Annotated in this window: 15 protein-coding genes; 6 read left to right on the top strand and 9 right to left on the bottom strand. The window is 43.3% G+C overall.

Going from position 1 to position 21,061, the window contains the following annotated elements; all coding sequences use genetic code 11:
- Positions 1 to 9: 9 nt before the first annotated feature.
- Positions 10 to 3,144, bottom strand: a complete 3,135-nt coding sequence (locus tag MUCPA_RS16545) for a SusC/RagA family TonB-linked outer membrane protein (RefSeq protein WP_121196778.1) — start codon at positions 3,142 to 3,144, stop codon at positions 10 to 12.
- Between the two features lie 867 nt (positions 3,145 to 4,011).
- On the opposite strand from MUCPA_RS16545, the gene MUCPA_RS37085 reads away from it, so the two are divergent.
- From MUCPA_RS37085 to MUCPA_RS16570, 4 genes are all read left to right on the top strand, one after another.
- Positions 4,012 to 5,144 (top strand): IS630 family transposase gene (locus MUCPA_RS37085; RefSeq protein WP_085983319.1). Its coding sequence is split into 2 segments (ribosomal slippage): positions 4,012 to 4,438 and positions 4,438 to 5,144, totalling 1,134 coding nucleotides; the frame shifts between segments, so codons are not numbered across the junction.
- Between the two features lies 1 nt (position 5,145).
- Complete coding sequence (locus tag MUCPA_RS16560) at positions 5,146 to 6,123, top strand: glycoside hydrolase family 43 protein (RefSeq protein WP_008507917.1); 978 nt, start codon at positions 5,146 to 5,148, stop codon at positions 6,121 to 6,123.
- Between the two features lie 20 nt (positions 6,124 to 6,143).
- Positions 6,144 to 8,078, top strand: a complete 1,935-nt coding sequence (locus MUCPA_RS16565; RefSeq protein ID WP_008507918.1) for a sialate O-acetylesterase — start codon at positions 6,144 to 6,146, stop codon at positions 8,076 to 8,078.
- A 30-nt stretch (positions 8,079 to 8,108) separates the two neighbouring features.
- The gene (locus MUCPA_RS16570) at positions 8,109 to 8,912 is read left to right on the top strand and encodes a polysaccharide deacetylase family protein (protein WP_008507920.1); all 804 of its coding nucleotides are present in this window, start codon (positions 8,109 to 8,111) and stop codon (positions 8,910 to 8,912) included.
- 132 nt (positions 8,913 to 9,044) lie between these two features.
- On the opposite strand, the gene MUCPA_RS16575 is transcribed toward MUCPA_RS16570, so the two are convergent.
- Genes MUCPA_RS16575 through MUCPA_RS16590 form a run of 6 tightly spaced genes read right to left on the bottom strand, consistent with a single transcriptional unit; the run spans position 9,045 to position 15,719 of the window.
- On the bottom strand, positions 9,045 to 11,885 hold the full coding sequence (locus tag MUCPA_RS16575; RefSeq protein WP_008507922.1) for a glycosyl hydrolase 115 family protein: 2,841 nt from the start codon (positions 11,883 to 11,885) through the stop codon (positions 9,045 to 9,047).
- A gap of 14 nt (positions 11,886 to 11,899) precedes the next feature.
- Positions 11,900 to 12,985: an endo-1,4-beta-xylanase gene (locus MUCPA_RS16580; protein ID WP_008507923.1), complete on the bottom strand. Its 1,086-nt coding sequence runs from the start codon at positions 12,983 to 12,985 to the stop codon at positions 11,900 to 11,902.
- Between the two features lie 26 nt (positions 12,986 to 13,011).
- Positions 13,012 to 13,221, bottom strand: coding sequence for a mannonate dehydratase (locus tag MUCPA_RS39410; protein ID WP_316928934.1), 210 nt, complete (start codon positions 13,219 to 13,221; stop codon positions 13,012 to 13,014).
- On the bottom strand, positions 13,221 to 13,646 hold the full coding sequence (locus tag MUCPA_RS39415; RefSeq protein WP_316928935.1) for a mannonate dehydratase: 426 nt from the start codon (positions 13,644 to 13,646) through the stop codon (positions 13,221 to 13,223). The genes MUCPA_RS39410 and MUCPA_RS39415 overlap by 1 nt, the downstream gene beginning before the upstream one ends.
- Positions 13,639 to 14,205 carry a mannonate dehydratase gene (gene uxuA / locus MUCPA_RS39420; RefSeq protein ID WP_316928936.1) on the bottom strand — a complete coding sequence of 189 codons (567 nt, stop codon included), beginning with the start codon at positions 14,203 to 14,205 and terminating at the stop codon, positions 13,639 to 13,641. Before uxuA ends, MUCPA_RS39415 begins: the two co-directional genes overlap by 8 nt.
- A 17-nt stretch (positions 14,206 to 14,222) precedes the next feature.
- A complete protein-coding gene (locus MUCPA_RS16590; RefSeq protein WP_121196780.1) occupies positions 14,223 to 15,719 on the bottom strand; it encodes a GH39 family glycosyl hydrolase in 1,497 nt (498 codons plus the stop codon).
- A 443-nt stretch (positions 15,720 to 16,162) separates the two neighbouring features.
- Between MUCPA_RS16590 and MUCPA_RS16595 the strand changes: the two genes are divergently transcribed.
- Both MUCPA_RS16595 and MUCPA_RS16600 read left to right on the top strand, forming a co-directional pair.
- A complete protein-coding gene (locus MUCPA_RS16595; RefSeq protein WP_008507925.1) occupies positions 16,163 to 17,200 on the top strand; it encodes a LacI family DNA-binding transcriptional regulator in 1,038 nt (345 codons plus the stop codon).
- Between the two features lie 27 nt (positions 17,201 to 17,227).
- A complete protein-coding gene (locus MUCPA_RS16600) occupies positions 17,228 to 17,968 on the top strand; it encodes an SDR family NAD(P)-dependent oxidoreductase (RefSeq protein WP_008507927.1) in 741 nt (246 codons plus the stop codon).
- Between the two features lie 489 nt (positions 17,969 to 18,457).
- Here the strand turns inward: MUCPA_RS16600 and MUCPA_RS16605 are convergent, their stop codons facing one another.
- Both MUCPA_RS16605 and MUCPA_RS16610 read right to left on the bottom strand, forming a co-directional pair.
- The gene (locus MUCPA_RS16605) at positions 18,458 to 18,898 is read right to left on the bottom strand and encodes a hypothetical protein (protein WP_008507929.1); all 441 of its coding nucleotides are present in this window, start codon (positions 18,896 to 18,898) and stop codon (positions 18,458 to 18,460) included.
- Positions 18,899 to 18,908: 10 nt separating this feature from the next.
- Positions 18,909 to 21,059, bottom strand: coding sequence for a TraM recognition domain-containing protein (locus MUCPA_RS16610; protein WP_008507930.1), 2,151 nt, complete (start codon positions 21,057 to 21,059; stop codon positions 18,909 to 18,911).
- Between the last annotated feature and the right edge of the window lie 2 nt (positions 21,060 to 21,061).

Below are 21,061 nucleotides of genomic sequence, written 5' to 3' on the forward strand. Positions count from 1 at the left end.
TCGTGTATTTTAAAATGTTACGTTTAATCCTAATAAATAGTTACGTGTACTCGGCGTATTATAACCTACGGTCAGCAACCGACTTTGTCCGCTACCGTAAGCAACTGCCATATTTGAGCTATCGTTAGCGTAGCTGTTAGGCTCGGGGTCCTGTTTAGAAAGTTTGTAATAGGGCGAGAAGAAGATAAACGGATTCTGAGCGGTAGTATAAACATGCAGCTTTTTGATTCCGGCTGACTTCAACCATTTGCCAGCAACATTATAGCCTAAGGTTATGGCACGTATCTTCATGTAAGAGGCGTCGAAATAACCTGAAGTAGACCCATATTTAGGATTGTTACTGCTTTTCGGACTGGCAGGATCAGGGAACTGGGCGTTCGGGTTATCTGGTGTCCAATAGTCGATATTGATCTGACCGGCCCTACCAGACTCCAAGTTCAGGTAACCGTTTGCGCCGTATAAGGTGCTGTTTAAAATACCTCCATGTACAAAGGCGCCGACTATCGAAAAGTCGAACGCTTTGTAGGCAACCCGGGTATTAAAACCTCCCTGAAAGTCGGGATCAGCATCCAGCACCTGTTGATCAGCAGCACTGATGTTTCGGGTAGGAGAGCCATCAGGATTATATGTTCCGGTATAGAGCACTTTAACCATTCCGGGAACGCCCGCAGGTCCTTCATACTGCTTTACGGTAGCAGCTTCGCTTGCTTGCCATATGCCAATTTTCTTGTAGTCATATATCACGTTAAGCGGATGTCCAACAAACAACCAATTGTTTACATCTTGTTGCTGTCCGGATGCCAGTGCAGTTATACGGTTAACATTACGGTAAAAGTTAACACCTGCTTCCCAGGTCCATCCATTCTTGTTGTTGATGATCACGCCATTCAAAGTGATCTCAAAACCTTTGTTCGATGTCGAACCTACGTTACCTGTATAACTGCTTACTCCTGATGTTGCAGGCAAGCCGACACTTAGTAAAAGGTTATCCGTTTCGGTGATATAGGCTTCAGCGGTACCGGTGAGTCGATTATTGAATAAAGAGAAATCCAGGCCCAGGTTCTTGGTCTTAGAATATTCCCAGCCAAGATCAGGATTAGGTAGCTGGGTAACGTAGTAACCGTTGGCGTTGGTTGCACCAAAGTTGTAAGGTCGTACACTTAACTGACCTAGTGTCGCATAAGGTGCTACTGATTGATTGGATGTTTCCCCATAACCGACCCTAAGCTTCAAACTATTTACCCAACTGAGATTTTGCATAAATGACTCTTTATTGATATTCCAACCAATGGAAACAGCCGGATAGTCATGCCACTTATGTCCTGTAGCTAGTCTGGAGGAAGCATCACGGCGGTAAGTTGCGGTAAGTAAATATCTATCGTCATAAGTATAGATGATACGGCCCATCAAAGACATTAATCCGCTTTGGTTGTACGCTTGATTATTAGGATCGATCGTAATATCATCGTTGCTGCCGCTTGAAGTTTGTCCTAAATTGTAGAATTGAAAGCTATCGCCTGCGATATTCTTTCTGCTGATATTTGACGCATTATAGGTTGTCTGCTCTGATGAGTATAACGCCGTTACGTTCAGGTTGTGTTTTTGAGCAAAAGTCTTGTCATAAAAAAGCAAATTCTCAACCGTCCATTGCGTTGTCCGCGAATTACCTATCGAGGCAGTATTAGGATTGTTGGGATCAGTGTTAAATACGCCCACGCCTGTATAGCTGCCTGAATTACTCGTACGGATGTTCCCTCCCAGATTAAGATGATACCTCAAGCCCTCTACTCCCGGGATCTTCATATCAACGTAAGCAGAGTTATAAGAAGCCAGGTCTTTAGTTGTATTGACGTATTTATCGCCCAAAGCAGCCAGCGTTTCTCTGGTATATACCCAAGGCTGGTCTGCCGGCAAAACAACGAGTCTCTTCGTGGACCCGTCGGAATTGAAAGGGTTAGCCAGCGGCGACATGTTCAAAACACCGTACATGCCCAGGTTGGCACCATCCGTAATGCTGTAGTTATCATTTGTCGTAAATCCGATACGAAAATATTTGCCGATTTCCTGATCAACAGATCCGCGCAACGAAATACGGTTATACTGAGATAAAGGTATAGGGGCTTCGTCCCTGTAATAACCAACACCAAATTTGTAAGTTCCTTTGCTGGAAGTGGCACCAGTTACATTGATATCATGGTTTTGCGTAGTTGCCGGCTTTCTGTAAAACAGGTCCTGCCAATCGGTATTCGTATTTCCCGTGGCGTCCTCATCCGTACCTGGAGCGGTGTATAAACCGGCTCTTTTCCTAAGGGCAAGGTATTGCTCAGACTGCATCATCTGATACTTCATTACGTCTTTTACCATACCATAACCGTTGTAAGAAATTTGGGGCGCCTGCCCTGTGCTACCTTTACGGGTCGTAATCAGGACAACTCCGTTTGAACCCCGGGACCCATAGATCGCAGTGGCAGAAGCATCTTTAAGAATATCAACGCTTTTAATATCGTCCGGACTGATATCAGCAATTGTTCCTGCGAAAGGGATACCGTCCAATACGATCAGCGGATCATTTGATGCATTAATAGAGCGGGTGCCGCGGATACGGATCTGCGCGGTAGCACCAGGCTTGGTGGAGCTTTGCTGAACATCTACGCCAGCTAAACGGCCCTGCAAAGCCTGGGCGATGTTAGCGGAAGGAACGGCATTCAAATTAGCTCCGCTAATGGAAGCCACTGAACCGGTGACAGATTCCCTGCGCTGACTGCCATAGCCGATCACCACCACGTCCTGTAAGGTTTTGGTGTCAGAAACCAAGGTAATCGTGATTTTTGTTTGGTTATTGACCGCTTTCTCCTGTGTGGCATAACCAATAAAAGATACTTCAAGCGTTGAATTACCGGGTGCAGAGAGCTGGAAATTACCGTTGGCATCCGTTGTCACGCCGTTTTGAGTCCCTTTCACCCGAATGGAGGCTCCGGGTACCGATTGACCGGCAGGATCCAGAACCCGTCCTTGAATTTTGATGTTTTGCGCATAAAGCGATAAGGAAGAAAGAGATAGTAATACAATAAAAGCTAAAATAAAGATGCTTTTAAAGCTAGATTCACTATACCTAATTACCTTTTTTTGTGAGTAAACTGTCATTCGCATAAGAATACGTTTAAGTGAATTAATAAAAGGTTAATAAAATGGTTGGTCTATTCCGAAATTAGCCGGAGGCTTATAATCGGGGACTAAAATAAATTTAATTATTAATAAATGCAATCGATTGCTAATATTTAATTAAATTTATTTTCTGCGAATATCTGGCCATCATGAAATTGAAATAATGCCTGTTTAAACAATTATTAGCCGATTTGAATGATGCAAATTATTCAAACCAGCTAATAAATTCGATCCCGCAATTGCTAAAACATTAAAAAATTAAAACTGAGATGTGCAATACAATCGGTTTCATTAATTTAAAGTGAGCATAAGGCCAATTACTATGACGGCGTGGACTTTTTCTACCGCTTTGCCTCAATCTTTTGCAATCGAGCCCAAATTATAAATGGTCGCCAGGCATTGAATTTTCAAATTCCTTTACGACTGGACATGTTATTTCAGAAAAAGTTCATCAAAGTACAACATTATTGTTTTTTCTGATTCGTGGTCGTCGTAATTACAATCATTATAAACCAATAATTACAATCGATTGTAAAAAGTAAATTATTACGTATATTTATTTAATAAACCAGTAAGGACTTCTTCGGTAGATTGTAATAAGCCAATCCGGCATCGGTAATTTGTGGTAAAACCTTCTGATTTATTAAATTAAAAGCCTGTAAATCAATAAATTACTCATAAATTATTTTGAATCGAAATGAAAATATTTAAACCTCTTGCCCTAGCCATTACAGGCTGCCTATCGATCAGTCAAACTTTTGCACAACAAAAAAAACAGACTTATCTAGTGTCGCGTCAATTTGATATTGTCGTATATTTATTATACCTTTATCATCCAAAACGGATATGATAAAGTATAGAGTAACGTTAACAGAAGAAGAGCGGGGGCGGCTAAGTGCAATAATCAGCAAGGGTTCTCACAGTGCCCAACAGTATCGCAATGCTTATATTTTATTGAATTGCGATGAAAGTGGACTTGGGGAAAAGATCATCAACGAAGAAGTCAGCCGTGTTTTAAAAGTAAGCATGCGAATGATTGACCGGGTCAAACAGCGTTTTGTTGAAGACGGTTTTGAAGCGTGCCTGGACCGTAAGCCTATAATCAAGACAAAAGCAAAAAAAATAGACGGGGAAGCCGAGGCGCATTTAATAGCATTAAGTTGTGGCAAAGCACCCGAAGGCTTTTCAAAATGGTCGCTACGTTTATTGGCTGATAAAATGGTTGAGTTGAAATATGTAGAAGATATTTCCTATGAAACGATAAGAAAGACGTTAAAAAAAACGAGTTAAAACCCTGGAAAGTAAAAGGCTGGGTAATACCACCGCACCAAAGCAGTGATTTTGTTGCTAATATGGAGCATTTGCTGGATGTATATAAACGACCTTATAGCCAAGAGTTTCCGGTCGTTTGTATGGATGAGTCCCCAAAACAGCTGATTACAGAAACACGGTTGCCCATCCCAATGAAACCCGGACAAGATGCTCGGGAAGATTTTGAATATGCGCGTTGCGGGGTAGCCAATATATTCTTGGCATCAGAGCCATTGAACGGGAAAAGATATGTGGAGGTGACAGAACGGAAAACAAAAACAGACTGGGCAAAATTCATCAAACAAATAGCCGACGATTGGTACCCGAAAGTCACTAAAATAACCTTGGTAATGGATAACCTTGGCACACATAAACCAGCAGCGTTGTACGAGGCCTTTGAGCCGAAAGAAGCCAAACGACTAAGGGACAGGTTTGAATTTGTTTACACCCCAAAGCATGGCAGTTGGTTGAACATGGCAGAAATAGAGTTAAATGTTTTGATGGGACAATGTCTAAACCGAAGGATTGACAATATCAAAAAGATGCAAAAAGAAGTGTTGGCCTGGCAAACCCACCGAAACAATAAAGAAGCTACCATTAACTGGCAATTTACAAATGACGATGCAAGGATTAAACTCAAACGCCTTTACCCGACAATTTTAACTTGACGTGACACTAGCTGAACCGCTTATCAGATCAATCTATACCGCCGATCCATCGGCCCACGTTTTTAACGGCAAGATATACATTTACCCATCGCATGATATTGACGCGGGCATCCCCGAAAACGATAACGGCGATCATTTTGCCATGCGCGATTATCATATTCTATCGATGGATAAAATTGGCGGCAAAGTTACCGACCATGGTGTAGCAATTGATATTGAAGATATACCGTGGGCAGGTCGCCAGCTATGGGCTCCCGATGCCGCGTATAAAAACGGCACTTACTTTTTATACTTCCCCGTAAAAGATAAAAGTGACGTGTTCCATATCGGTGTGGCTACTTCAAAAAATCCGGCAGGGCCATTTAAGGCACAACCACGACCTATACCGGGCAGCTTCAGTATCGATCCTGCTGTGTTTACCGATACGAATGGTTCGTCGTACATGTACTTTGGTGGCATATGGGGCGGACAACTGCAACGCTGGGCAACCGGCAAGTACGATGCCAATGGTTCAAAAACCGACTTAGGTAAAGACAATGAACCTGCCCTAAGCTGTAAAGTGGTAAAAATGAGTAAGGATATGCTGCATTTTGACGGTAAGGTTAAAGATGTCATCATATTGGATAAACAAGGCAAGCAATTACTGACTAAGGATCACGACCATCGCTTTTTTGAAGGCTCGTGGATGCATAAATATCACGGCAAGTACTACTTTTCGTACTCAACAGGTGATACTCATTATTTGGAATATGCCATTGGCGACAAGCCATTTGGCCCGTTTGTATACCAGGGCATATTTATGAAACCCGTACAAGGCTGGACAACCCACCACTCTATTGTTGAGTTTAAAGGTAAGTGGTATATTTTCTATCATGATACCGAACTATCTGGCAAAACTCACCTGCGTAATATTAAAGTAACCGAGCTGCATCACAATGCCGATGGCAGTATCGCTATGATTGACCCGTTTAAAAAGTAAATAAGATAAATAGCTTTAGTATGAGATCACTAACCACGCTGCTGACAGGCATTTTACTGCTTTTATTTACCACTATAAACGCGCAAATACGCCTGCCTTACCTGGTTAGCGATGGTATGGTGCTGCAACGCGATAGCAAAGTAAACATTTGGGGCTGGGCAGCGCCTGCCGAAAAGGTAAGCATCGCCTTTAATGGCAAAACCTACAAAACCACTACAGGGGTCGACGGTAAATGGATCTATGCCTTACCGGCGATGAAAACCGGAGGCCCGTATACTATGGATATCAGCGGAAGCAACCGCGTTACTCTCCATAATATTTTAGTTGGCGATGTCTGGTTTTGCTCAGGTCAATCGAACATGGTGGTCAAGGTGGAGCGTGTTAAAGAAAAATATCCTGACGAGATTGCCTCGGCAAATTACCCGCAGATCCGTAATTTTCTCATCCCGACAGCGTCTGATGTTTCCAAGATCCACAACGATCTCCCTCCCGGCAAATGGATGGAAGCTAGTCCCAAAAACGTGGGCGATTTTGGTGCAGTAAGCTGGTTTTTTGCTAAACACCTATACCTCAAATATCATGTGCCGATTGGTATTATCAACTCGAGTGTAGGCGGCACACCTATACAGGCATGGATAAGCGCCGAAGGTATTAAACAAATCCCACAATATGCAAAGCGGTTGGAGCAGTTTCAGGATACAGCTTATCTTAACAAGATAATGAAACCGATGCGTCCTACACCAAAACCATTTAAACAATTAGATAAAGGCCTTAACGGCGATATAAAATGGTTCGACGTTAATTATGTACCGAAAGACTGGCACCACTTCTGGTTGCCGGGCTACTGGGCAGACCAGGGCATTAAAGGTTTAAATGGCGTGGTGTGGTTCCGTAAAGAAATAGAGGTACCAGCAGGTATGACGGGCCAACCGGCTAAATTGTTGATGGGCCGTATTGTTGATGCCGATCAGGTTTATGTGAATGGCGTATTGGTTGGCAATACCACTTACCAGTACCCCCCTCGTCGTTATACGATCCCGGCAAACCTTTTAAAAGCCGGTAAAAATATTATTGTGGTACGCATAACCAATACCATCGGGAAAGGTGGCTTTGTGCCTGATAAGCCGTATAACCTTATAGTAGACGATCAAAAAATTGACCTCCGGGGCGATTGTCAATATAAAGTTGGTCAAGCCTATGCGCCGGGTGATATCCCTTTTGGTGGCGGATTTTCGGCACAAAACGAACCGACAGGTTTATACAATACCATGGTGGCACCGGCCATTAATTATACCATAAAAGGTTTTGTTTGGTACCAGGGCGAGGCGAATACCGGCAGGGCTGCTGAATACAATCAATTACTGCCGGCGTTAATTGCCGACTGGCGCGCCAAATGGAACGAGGGTACATTACCTTTTTTATATGCGCAGTTACCCAACTTTATGGAAGTACAATACTTACCATCCGAAAGCCAGTGGGCCGAGTTACGCGAAGCAGAATTAAATTCGCTATCGGTGCCCAATACGGGCATGGCTGTTGCCATCGACGCCGGCGAATGGAACGATATACACCCCCTAAGTAAAAAACCAATAGGCGAACGCCTGGCGCTTGCAGCAGAGAAGCTGGCCTATGGCGACAATAACATCGTAGCATCCGGGCCAATTTATCAATCGGCAAAAGTAGAAGGCGGTAAGATCACCATCACTTTTAGCAACATCGGCGGCGGTTTAATAGCCAAAGGCGGTGGCGAACTCAATCAGTTTGCTATTGCCGGTGCGGATAAAAAGTTTGTTTGGGCAAAAGCGGTTATTGATGGCGACAAGGTCATCGTATCCAACCCGGATGTAACAAATCCAATGTACGTGCGCTACGCCTGGGCCGATAACCCGGATGGTGCCAATTTATACAACAAGGAAGATTTACCGGCGTCGCCGTTCAGAACCGACGGTAAATAAATATCTTAGCAAAACCTAAATTACCCGTTTATGAAAAAGATATCCATTGGCCTGTTGGCTTCAGCTTTGATGCTCACCAATATATCGGCAATACCACAACAAGGCATTAAGGTTTGGAACAACAAGCAATGCGCGGTGGTGTTAACTTACGATGATGCCGTGGATATCGATCTGGACAATGTTATCCCTGCGCTCGATTCGGTAAAGCTGAAGGGTACTTTTTATATCATCGGTTCATCGCCTACAGTGAACAACCGGCTTGATCAGTGGCGGGCAGCAGCTAAAAATGGTCATGAGTTAGGTAATCATGCCTTGTTTCATCCCTGCGATGGTAGCCAGCCGGGCCGCAGCTGGGTATCGCCCGATCACGATCTGAGTAAGTATACCATTGGCCGCGCGGTTGACGAGATACGAGCCAACAACATTTTATTAAAAGCTATTGATGGAAAGACCGATCGCACGTTTGCCTACCCTTGCGGGGATTTAAAAATTGGCGGTGTAGATTTCTATACTGCCCTGCGAAAAGATTTTGCTGGAGCGCGCGGTGTAACCGGCGGCTTACAAACCGCGGCACAGGTAGACCTGGATAATATTGATTCGTACATGATCCAAAACCAGCCGGCAGATTATATGATCAACCTGGTCAAAAAAGCGCAGGAAACACATACGCTACTGGTATTTCTTTTTCATGGCATTGGCGGTGGCCATAGTATTAACGAAGATCGTAGCGAACACACTAAACTACTACGTTACCTTAAAGCTCACGAAAGCGACATCTGGGTAGCGCCCATGATTGATGTGGCTAAGGACATCAACGCAGAGCAGGGAAAGTAACTCTTTAATTATTTGTCAATAGCTTGGGCGTTTCCCTGCGGGCCGCGCTTTCCGCTCATACGCCTACAGGCCTTAGTCACGGGACGGTATCCGCTGCAATCGCTAACGCTTTATTTCTCATCCGTCAGCCTTCTACAACCTCGCGCTTTCCGGCGGGCCTAAATAGCTTGGTTTTAATCCGCCGCAATCAAGCACCAATTTCTGCAATACCACGCCAAGACTGATCATCCAATATTTAATGGTATGTACGCCAGGTTTTGCAACGGTATGTGTCGACGTTAAAATGTTAACGTTATCGCTTACGTGTTTACCCCAGGCCTTTTGTGAATTATCGCCTTGCAGGTTCATCACCTGTGGCTCTTCACCGTCAATCGAAACGGCAAACTTTAAGCCGCCCAGGTTATTAAAATCGAGCGAGGGTGATACATAGGTCATCAGTTTAAATTCACCGCTCTTGCTCAGGTTAACCTGATATTCCAGATGGGGCGTCGCGCCACTTAATGTTTGTACAGCTATAACAACCGGGAATGTTGTTACAGCCGATAAAGTACGGCCGTGATCGGGCAAAATACCCCATTTGATACCCTCGGCATTTACCGCTTTGGTATAATGCACAGCCTCTATTGAAACATATCCGTTGGTCTCCGCAAAACCTTTAATGTTTGCAGGCTGGTTATTTATCCAAACCTTAACCGCAACCTCTTTGCCGCTTGGTCCTTTAATGGCGATGGGATATTCGTGATTACCCTTTGGCGCTTTCTGCCAATCGACGCTCACCATTAGGCGTTTTTGCTGGCCGACTTTATCGGCCACATTGGTGATATTGATAAACGGTTCGGCTTGAATAGTGTACGTAAATGCGGCTTTGCCTTTGTTAAATATCTCGATGTAACGGTTGCCTTTATCTATCGAATTAAATGCAGGCAAAGTATTACTACCAGCCTCATCCGATCCTTCAACCGCTACGCCCATATCAGCAGCTTCGGGCAGATCGATTTGTTTAACCTCGGGCATTTTGTTAACCAGCGGCTGCTGCCAGTAAGTATAACCAATATGTGTTTGATCCATCATATGATCCCATTTACCATTAGCCAGAGTATGATTATAGTAATCGGATATCTCGGCATCTTTGGCGTACAAAGCTTTTACTTCGTTAGCCGTTTCGTTGGTCGCTGCCCTGCCCTGTTGAGCATATAGCTTGTTTTTGGCAACCGTAAAATACAGCTGATTTAAGTTGGCGCATGCCTTTACTGGATGTAATACCAATTCAAAGTAAGCGTCTTTATATTCCGACGGTAGTTTTTTCCAAAGCTGCTCAGCTTCGGTTGCCAGGTTATTATAGTCGGCTGCTACGGTTTCAAACTCCCGGTAATTTGTTATGCTATAGGTATTCTCATTCAGCAGCTCGGGTTTGCGCCTACCGTTGTATTTGGTATATTTTGATAGGATATTGGCAATTTGTACTGCATGCGTTTTAGCAAATTGTTGCGCTGCCCATTCTTCGGTATATTTTTGTAAACCGTTTGCGGGGATCTTACTCGGGTTCCAGGCATAATCCAAAAAGAACGATATCGGGAATTCCATTGGTTTGATGTCACCCACGTTCACTATCCAAACCTGGTTGGCACCATACTCATAAGCCAGGTGCATTTGCTCCCATGTTTTTGATATTGGATTGGTGTTTAACCACTTGTAATTTCGCGGATCGCCCACGTAATCAAAGTGATAATAAATACCGTAACCGCCTGCCCGTTTAGGTTCTCCCAGTTTAGGCAGTTTGCGGTTATTACCCCAATTATCATCGCACAATAACAAAGTAACATCATCAGGTACGCGCAAGCCTTTATCGTAATAATCCTGCACTTCTTTATATAGCGCCCACATTTGCGGCGTTTTTGATGCGTCCTTGCCCGTAACGTCGGCTATAATTTGGCGTTGATCTTTTACTATTTTCTCCAGCAAAGCCACGTTGCTGCCTTCGGTCATGGCCATATCGCCATCGCCGCGCATGCCTACGGTAACCAGGGTTTCTTTGCTGCCCATGTTTTCGATGCCTTTTTTCCAGAAGGCTTTCAGTACATCGGCATTTTTTTCATAATCCCATATCCCGTTGCCATAACGTTTCCATTCCTGCTGTGCCCTGTCCATAGGCTCATGGTGCGATGTGCCCATCACAATACCATATTCATCGGCCAAAACCGGGTTCGATTTATCATCATCGTTAAAAGCATTGTTCCACATTGCCGGCCACAGGTAGTTGCCTTTCAGGCGAAGGATCAGCTCAAATACTTTTTCGTAAGCCAAATGGTTAACCCCGCCAAATTTCTCTTTCGTCCATCCCGAAAAGGCAGGCGCCTCATCGTTAATAAATATACCGCGGTATTTTACAGCCGGGGTGCCTTGTGTATGCCTGCCGGGCAGCACATATAGGTTAGCCTGTTTTTTAACCGGCACATCGGCCCACCAGTACCAGGGCGATACGCCGATTTGTGCCGAAAGATCGTAAATGCCATATATCGTTCCGCGTTTATCGCTCCCGGCAATTACCAGCGCAGTGCTCACACCGGGCATAGGTTTTTTTACGGTTTGCAGGATAAAGTTTTCCCATTTACCTGCGATTCCGGAAACATCCAGCTTATGCGATTTAATCAATCCGTCGATCAATGTGCTTTTACCAATAGTGCCTATCAACACAACTTGTTTTTCGGGCATTTCGTTATTGGTAAACAGTTGAGGTCTATTCCCTGTAACTGAAGTAATATCTGTTTGCAGGTCTTTCATCGCTCTTATCACTCCCGGATAATCGTCGTTGCCGCCATAGATGGCTGCAGGTTTACCCGCAACGGATAGGGCAAAACTACCTGGCGTACTTTGTGCAGATACGTATTTGGGTTCGTCGCCAGCATTGGCTGTAAACCGGCTGATGGTTGATACCACCACTATCAATAAAACACGAACGATATATGTCTTCATAGGTTAGCTTTATTCTATTTAAAATCTACAACGCTCCAGTAAGCTTTTTTAGGTTGCTGGTTTTGATCGAATAATAGTGGATAATTCTTTCTGCCTTTTACAGGATATTCGTCAAGCCAGGTATACTGATCGCATACGTTCCAAAAAGTAACGCCGGTGATCACCTTTTTGTACTCGCGGAATATTTTAAACACCTCGGTATATTTTTCCAGTTGCTTTTGCTCTAGCTCCGGCGTAAGCTTATCCGATTCGCCTGGCTTTAGCTGCCGCGGATTTTTCTCCCAGGGGTATATCGACACATCCAGTTCGGTAACCTGAACCTTTAATCCTAAGGACGAAAATTTTTCGATAGTGGCACGCAGATCCTGAGCCGATGGTTCGTAAACCGACCAATGAGCCTGTATGCCTACGCCATTAACGGGCACTCCCCTGTCAACAAGCATTTTGAGCAATTTATAAACCCGGTCGCGCTTTTGCGGGCGCTCGGTATTATAATCATTATAAAACAACTGCGCTTTGGGGTCGGCTTCGTGGGCATATTCAAAAGCTTTGATAATAAAATCGTCGCCGCATATCTGGTACCATAACGAGTTACGCAAAAATTTGGTGCTGTCGTCGTCAATGGCTTCGTTCACTACGTCCCAGGCATAGATCTTTCCTTTGTAGCGGTTCACAACGGTATTGATATGATCGTGTAAGCGCTTTAATAAAACAGCCTTAGTAACCCGGCCACCTACCGAATCTTTAAACAACCAGTAAGGTGTTTGCTCGTGCCAGCATAAATTATGGCCGCGAACCCGCAGGCTATGCGCCTGTGCAAAGTTGACGATCGAATCTGCATCGCGCCAGTTATACCTGTTCTCCTGAGGATGGATCGGCCCCATTTTCATGGCGTTCTCAGGCGTAAGGCTGTTAAATTGTGAGATGACAAGGTTGACATTAGCGCCATTTAGCGTATTTACTGCTACCGCTCCCCCGATAGGGAAATAGTTTTTATAATAATCTTTTAACCCCTTTACAGTGGGGGTGTTTTTTTGCGCTTTCGCAGATGTCACAATAAGTGCTGCAATTAAAAACAGCTTCAGGTTTTTGTTATACATATAAGAAGATTTTTAAATCAGACAGTTTATTCTTGATAAAGCGTGTACTTAATACCCATTTCTAAACCTCGCATTTCGGCAAGGCCTTTCAAACGGCCAATGGCCGAATACCCGGGATAAGTATCGTAATTAAAATCATCCAATATTTTGTGGCCATGGTCCGGGCGCATCGGTATCGCTACATCATCCCTGGCGACATCAAACCGTTTCTTTTGTTCTACAACAATGTTCTTCATTACGTTATATATATCTGTGCTTCACCTAAATGGTCAGCTTCGTAAAAACCGCCATCGGGCTCACGCTGTACATTGCGCAGGTGAATAAAGTGGATGTTCTCCCCTAGCCGGCTCACAATACCAGGCAAATCATTATCCGCACGGGCACCTAACGATCCGGTGCATAATGTTATCCCGTTTGATGGTGAAGGGCAATAATTAAGCAGATCGCTAAGGTCCTGCTCAGTCGATACTACACGGGGCAAACCCAAAATAGGGAAAGGCGGATCATCAGGATGAATACACATTTTAATACCTGCCTTCTCTGCTTCAGGTACAATAGCCTGTAAAAAATCAGCCAAGTTCTGTTTCAGCTTAGCGGCATTGGTTTCGGCGTAACGCGCCAAATGTTCCTTAAATTCGGCGATAGTAAATACTTCATCCATACATGGTAACCGGCCATAATAGTATTGGTGAGATAGTTTTTTCGTCAGCAGTAATGCTTTCCAAAAAAGCCCTGGCCTCATGCTTTTGCTGTGTTGTAAAATCGTTTTCGGCACCTTCACGCTTTAAAATATAAAGATCAAAAGCGGCAACCGCCGGGGCATGATAACGCAGCGCCGAAGCATTATTTGTCAACCTGTAATCAAGGTTGGTGCGTGACCAATCCAGCACGGGCATAAAATTATAGCAAACGGTTTTCAAACCGGCTTTACCCAAATTTTTTAAGCTGTTAATGTATTTTGCCAGATATTCATCGCGTTCAATACTCGCAGTTTTTTTGCTTTCGTGGATATTTAAGCTCTCCACTACCGACCAGCTTAAGCCCGCTTTGGCGATAGTTCGCTTGCGCAGATCGATCTCTTCTATGCCCCACACCTCACCTGCAGGTATATGATGCAGAGCCGTTACAATACCCGTCGCGCCCGTTTGCCGGATGTCCGCCGATAAGACTGGATCGTTAGGACCGAACCAGCGAAAGGTTTGTTCTAAATTGCTGAACATAGTTAGTTATTTAGATCTTAATTTTTTAATCGCTGTAAGGTAACAAGATAAACATCATTTTCCCGCATAGGCAACTCCGCCTTAAATGAACCGGTTATTGCTACATTAATTTTCGAGGTGATAATTGGCGCACCACTATTTTTTTGATTAATAGCCGCCACCTGCCCTTTGCTTAACTGGCTTGGCAACTGCATATCAAAATAGGTACTATAAGCATCGTTAATGCGATAACCCACCTTATATACATCTAACTGATATTGACCGCGGGCAAGGTGCGAAACATTTATTTTAACCGGTTCAATACCTTTTGATGGGTTATCTCGCTTATAGTAAATTTGGTCGTTAACTGAATCACCCGGATGGGTGATGGTAAAATCCCACATTAAAATCTGCACATCACCGTTCGCACTTTTACAGGCAATAGCGCTTGTATCTTTGCTTTTTAATTCAATGTTGCCTAGCTTGTTTAAAAACTGATAGGCATAAAATGCCGGTTTCTTAATATTCTGATAATTGAGTAAACCGAAACCGCCGTGAAAAGGTGTACTTCGCGGGCCAAGCTCTTCAAAAATATCCGTGAACGTCCAGTAAGACATGGAATTAACATACTTCGAAGCGTGCTTAATTTTGTCCAGAATATAAGCGGCCTGGTAATAAGTATCATGTATTGGGTCGGTTGGAGTGTACGACGAACTCCACTCCGTATAATGCAGCTCCAGATTTGGCATGACCGAAGCCTGGATTAGTTTCTTAGTATTGATCATGCTTCCATAAACAGCCGCTTTGTTTTGGCTCACGATTACACCAATATCTCCGCTTTGATCTAAAAAGCCTTGCTTAACACCATAATCATGTGTACTTATAAAATCTATTGGAGTTTTGCTATCCGCGCAAAAATTAATCATCTCTATTATCCAGGCATTACCTGCGGTAGCGGGGCCGCCAACACGGTAATCATTTGATATAGCTTTTATAGCTGTTGCTGTTCGCTGATAAAGCTTGAAATAATCCGGCTGATCGCCACTAAAGAATAAATTTTTTAAGTTAGGCTCATTCCACACCTCAAAATACCAGCTTGCTACTTCGGTATGTCCGTACCGCTCTGTCCAATGTTCAATCAATTTTTTTATCAGTCCATCCCATTTATAGTAATCTTTAGGTGGAGTTATATTCCCCTTCCACCAAAAAACGGTCTGTTTGCCACTTGCTAAACCGGCTGGCATAAAGCCTAGTTCAACAAATGGCTTCATCCTGATACTCAATAAATAATCAAATAGCTCATCGATATACTGCCAATTGTATATAGCACTGCCCTGTTTATCTTCGGTATAAACGCCCATATCATCGCCTAATAAACCATGAAAACGGATGTATTCAAAACCACATTCTTCTTTAATATACTTTAACTGCCTTTGCCAATCAGCACGCAAGCCTTCAGTAGCCCGTCCGGCTCCAACACATTGGCGATAGCTGTGATTTAACACACCTTTAGTTTTCGCGATGTCTACATATATTAACCGGGGCTAGGCCTTGACCGTTATAAGAATTGTAAACAACACCACACTTAATATATATCGCATCTGTAATCTAATCTTTCGCTGTTATAGGAATACAAATTGTTTTTTCGCAGGATAGTATCACGAATAATAAATTAAATTTTATTCATAATTTTAAGCTGTTAACCTAATTTAGATAATATACAAGGAAATTATGCTAAAAATCGTCATCCGTTCACGGGTGTGAAATTAAAAACAATAATTGGTAATTGCAATCGATTACAATAAATTTAAAGATTATTCATCAAGGCAAGCAAAACCTCGCACCAAACAGAAATGGCTCCAAATAATCAATTAATGGCAATTGTCAAATCGATCATTTCTATAATTATTAAATCAGTCAATCACAATTCAGAAATTTTACCTGATATTTGAAATCGATTAAGTACAGAAATTAGCAGGTGAAAAATAGCAAAAGTGTAGTTACTATTTATGACATAGCCAAAAAGTTAAATGTTTCGGCAGCTACTGTAAGCAGGAGCCTTAATGATTTTCCAGGTGTTAATAAAAGCACAAAAAAGAAAATTGTAGATACTGCGCGCGAAATGGGTTACAGCTCTAATGCTTTTGCTGCCAATCTGCGCACTAAGCGCAGCAACACAATCGGAGTTATTGTGCCTAGGCTGAACAGTAGCTTCATGTCGGATGTGATTGCCGGTATCGAGAAGGTGGCTAATAATAGCAACTTCAATCTCATCATCAGCCAATCTCTTGAAACTATGAAAAAGGAAAACAACAACATCCAAACCATGTTTAACAATAGAGTTGATGGCTTACTGGTTTCACTGGCTTACGACACCACCAATATCGATCATTTCGAAAATTTCATCAAACGCGATATTCCTGTTATATTTTTTGATCGCATTTACGAACATAAAAGCTGTCCCAACATCCATATCAACAATTTTCAAGCCGGTTACGATATAACCGAACACTTAATAAAACAGGGCTGTAAAAAAATAATACATATTACTGCAACAGGGGTCCAAAATGTCTACCAAGAACGCTTTAGAGGTTACAAGTCTGCCTTGAGCAATTACGGAATTGGCTTTTCCGATGATATGCTCATCATCAACAATCTGAGCGCGGACTCTGGTACCGAAGCGGCTAAACAAATATTGCAATTACCAATATTGCCCGATGGCATTTTTTCGGCGAATGATGTATGCGCCATCAACTGCATTATGGCCCTCAAAAATGCAGGGCTTAAAGTACCGCAGGACATTGCCGTTGCAGGTTTTAATAACGATCCATCCTGTCGTATTATTGACCCTAATTTAACTACGATTGATTACCGGGGTTACGAAATGGGCGAAGTTGCGGCTAATTTGCTCATCAACCATTTAACTAACAATTACGATATACAATTGACGCATAGCCTGGTACTAAGGCACGAACTGATCATCAGGGAATCTTCCCTTAAAACAGGCAGGTTTTAATAACGATTATAATAACAATATTGAACCATGACATCTAAAATTGCAATAGTAACGGGCGGTGCATCTGGCTTGGGCTTGGCCATTACAAAAAGGTTTATCGCGAGCGGTATAAAAACTATTATGATAGGCAGAACCGAAGAAAATCTAAAAATCATGGCCGCTGAATTAGGTTCGCTATGTACCTATAAGGTTATGAATATGGATAATCAGGCAGGCATTCCCGCGTTGATCGCCGAAATTGAAAACGAGTATTCGCAGATTGATATCCTGGTCAATAATGCCGGCATTAACCTTAAAAAGGATTTCACAGAGGTTTCAGACGACGAGTTTCAACGCGTTGTTCAAACTAATCTGAACTCGGTTTTTACCATTAGCCGTGAAGTTACCAAATGCATGCTGGCTAAAGGCGGGGGCTGTATTATCAATATAAGTTCAATGGCTGCACATTATGGCATCCCGTATGTGATTGCCTATACTGCCGCCAAGACCGGAATTGAAGGCATGACGAAAGCCATGGCTGTTGAATTATCTCCAAAAGGTATCCGGGTAAACTGCGTGGCTCCTGGCTTTATCAAAACCAATATGTCGTCTAAAGCATTGGATAGCGATCCCGAGCGCAAACAAAAAGTGATGTCGCGCACGCCGATGGGTAAATTAGGTGAACCTTTCGATATTGCCGAAGCGGTATACTTTCTATCATCTGATGGAGCCAAGTACATTACCGGCGTAATACTGCCCGTTGACGGCGGTAATTCAATAGGGTTTTAAAATCTGAATTAATAGCTCCGGTTAAACCGGATCGGTCTGTGAGTTGAGACTGAAAATCGAGGTAAAAATTTCATGCTAAGAAGCTATATATGCCTTATTTTCTTATTAAACTCGTCAAAAAAACAAATTGTACGGAGTTTATACAAAAATATTGATGGTAGATTCGCCTGCTTTTCAAGATCATTTGTCCTTTATTTACTTGACTTATTTGGAAAATGGAAAGAACGAAATCCATGTCGTGATCTTAAATCGCACCTTTTGAATTTACAAAGTCAGACAACTCGCCTATTTAAATTTTTCAATTTAGAACCGCAACGAATTTAAACAAAAACTAAGCTTGATAAGTTTACCTGCTATTTAACAAATGACAAATTTTCCTGCTCACCCTAAAAAATTTGAAGCTGAAGCTTAATGGTGGTGCTTTTTAGAAGAGATGATGGTTGCTTTACCTTACGGATTAAAGCACCGCCTAAATTATCACATTAGGTTTCAAAGGAATTGGTGCAAGTAACTGGCAATGGTTAGAGCTAAGTCGCTTCTAAAATTCTCAAGGTCCGTACCCTCGCTTAAATTCTCAATAGTAAAACGGGATTGACTACAGAATATTGTCAGATCGATTAAAATATTTAGCCGCACTACGGGGTCCTGCTCGGTTAACTTTTGGTGGAAACGCGGAAATTGATGCTCAATAACTGACTTAACCTGTATAAAGGGAGAAAAAGCTTTGCGATCAAACAGAATAGCGTTGATCCGCTCTTCATTTCCAAGGTAACAAGAACCGCTGTCATTCATCAAATCGACAATTTCAGATAACACTGCTGAGTTGGTAGTTATAAAATCGTCCCAGCTGTCTCTTTCCCAGACGCGGGTCAAATGAGGAAAATATTCCAGGAGGTGACTTTGAAGCCGCTGTAATAATTCGTTATCCATAGTTGAGCTTTCAAGACGTTAGGGATTCAGGGTCGATCTGGAATGCTGCTAGGGCCTCTTCCTTTGCCTTTTTTTCATTATTCAGCTCAACCAGCTTAAGCTGAAAAGCCTGTTGGATGACCTCAACCTGGGGAAGCAATTTAGCCCTGAAATTCCGGAGCATTTCCATCCGGATGAAAAGAGCAGGCTGCCTGGTCTTGATCTCCTTTTTGAGCATGGCCAGCCAGTATTCTGTTTCAACGATCTCCTCCATTTCACGGGTTACTTTCAGCATATGGCTGTTCAATTTCTCTTTCATCGCCAGCAGGTCATTCTCTTCACTTGAATCATCAAATACCGTAACCTTCGGTAACTTGTGGCAGTATCCCGGATCTTTATCAACTATGAATTTGGTCGCGAAGATCTTTTCATCGGGCTTTTCATCTTTGGTAGCGAGTGTTGCGCTTTTATTCCCGGTTTCGGTAACCTTCCCGACAAATTCGCCCTGGTTCAGGTTCATTATCCTATTGGTCGGCATCAAGTCTTCCATTTGCGCAGATATGGATTGCGAGGTATCATTACGGCTATAGGTCGATGAAACTTTTTTCATGTGCCGTCTACCAAAAATGGCAGAAGCGTACTTGGCTGTGTTTTCATCTGCAACCTCCCCTACAAAGACTGTCCCTAAGCCCGCTTTTAAGACGCGTGCTTCATCTTTGCCATAATCCCTATCTAACTGGCCATAATCCTGCATGGCCAGCACCGTGGCGATCTTATTGCTTCTGCCCGTATTCGGCAGGTTATCCAGTTTGGGAATAAAGATCGTCGGCACCTCATCTACGCAGAAGAGGCAGGGCAATTTACCCTTCTGATTGATCTTACCGGAAATCATAGAGGCATATAAGGAAAGCGCCGGTGCGAAAACCTGTTTGTACTGATCATCATTCCCCACGACCACCACCTTCGGATCCGCCGGGTTGTTGATATCCAGATCAAAGTCGCTTTCCGTCATGACCCAGAACATCTCTTTGATATTCAATTTACCGACTGAATTTTGCAGTGTGGCCATCACCCCTGCTAACTGCTCCATTGCCCCCTTTTGCAAAGCTTCATTGATAGGGGCGGCGGCGGCTTTAACTTCATAGTCGTCCATGAGGATGGGTACGATCCGTTCCGTTAACTGGGTCGCGAAAACCACCGCATGAGGCAGGCTGCATACATTTTTACCGGTAAGGTCCTGGTACTTTTTCAGCCACCAGATCATCGCGGCGAAGGTGATAATGGCGCTGTCTTCAAAAAAACCTCTTTTCTGTATCCAGCTGCGGTTAAGGTTGAATAGTACGGTCGTAGATACTTCATCGCTCAAAGCTTTATTGTTCAGATTTTGGGCACGAATCGGGTTACACCGGTGTGAGTAGCGGACGTCAAGGAAATTGATATAAAACATTTTGGGCACGGTTTTGATCCCCTGTTCCCTGGCTTTGCGTAATAACACATTGTAGGTGAAGTCCCCCAGGGTAGAAAATTTGAAATCATAAACGAAAGCTGTAAAATTTTTGAGCAAAAGCTGCTCGATGATGGGCTCGATCAGGGTATAGCTTTTCCCGGCGCCCGGACCTCCCACAATACTGATCCCCCTGAAGGGGTTCAAAACGTTGACATAACCATGAACGGTCTTCCAGTTGACCGACGTGGCGGTTTCTACCAGCTTTTTATTTTGGTTGAACTCGTATCCTTCGATCTCTCCAAGCTGCCGTTTGATATCAAGTAAGGCGAACGGGAATATAAAAACAGCAGCCAGGTAAGCTACATCGATCAGGATCAGGTGCAAAGGACGGGAGGCTATTTCGTAAACATTTCTGACCAGTAAGATATAAGCCATGGAAATGCAGGCCATGATATACGGTGCATAGCTTTTTTTATCGGGGATACCGGTAACGGTAACCACGTAGGCCATCGCACCACATACCGCTAAAAAAAGGCCCCTGAAATAAAGGCCCCCTTTCATCCAGAACTTTGGTTTGGAAAAGATAAAAATCAGCATCCGGGAGATGGTTCCATCCCCCGGGCTGTAATGGTTAAGAAGATGGTAATTAAACAATATGGCTTCCCCGGCGATCAAAACCAGTGAAATAGCAAGTACCATCAGGATCAGAAAATCAGGTTTCTTATTATCGTTCATAC

The organism is Mucilaginibacter paludis DSM 18603, from assembly GCF_000166195.2.
GTDB classification, from domain to species: Bacteria; Bacteroidota; Bacteroidia; order Sphingobacteriales; family Sphingobacteriaceae; genus Mucilaginibacter; species Mucilaginibacter paludis.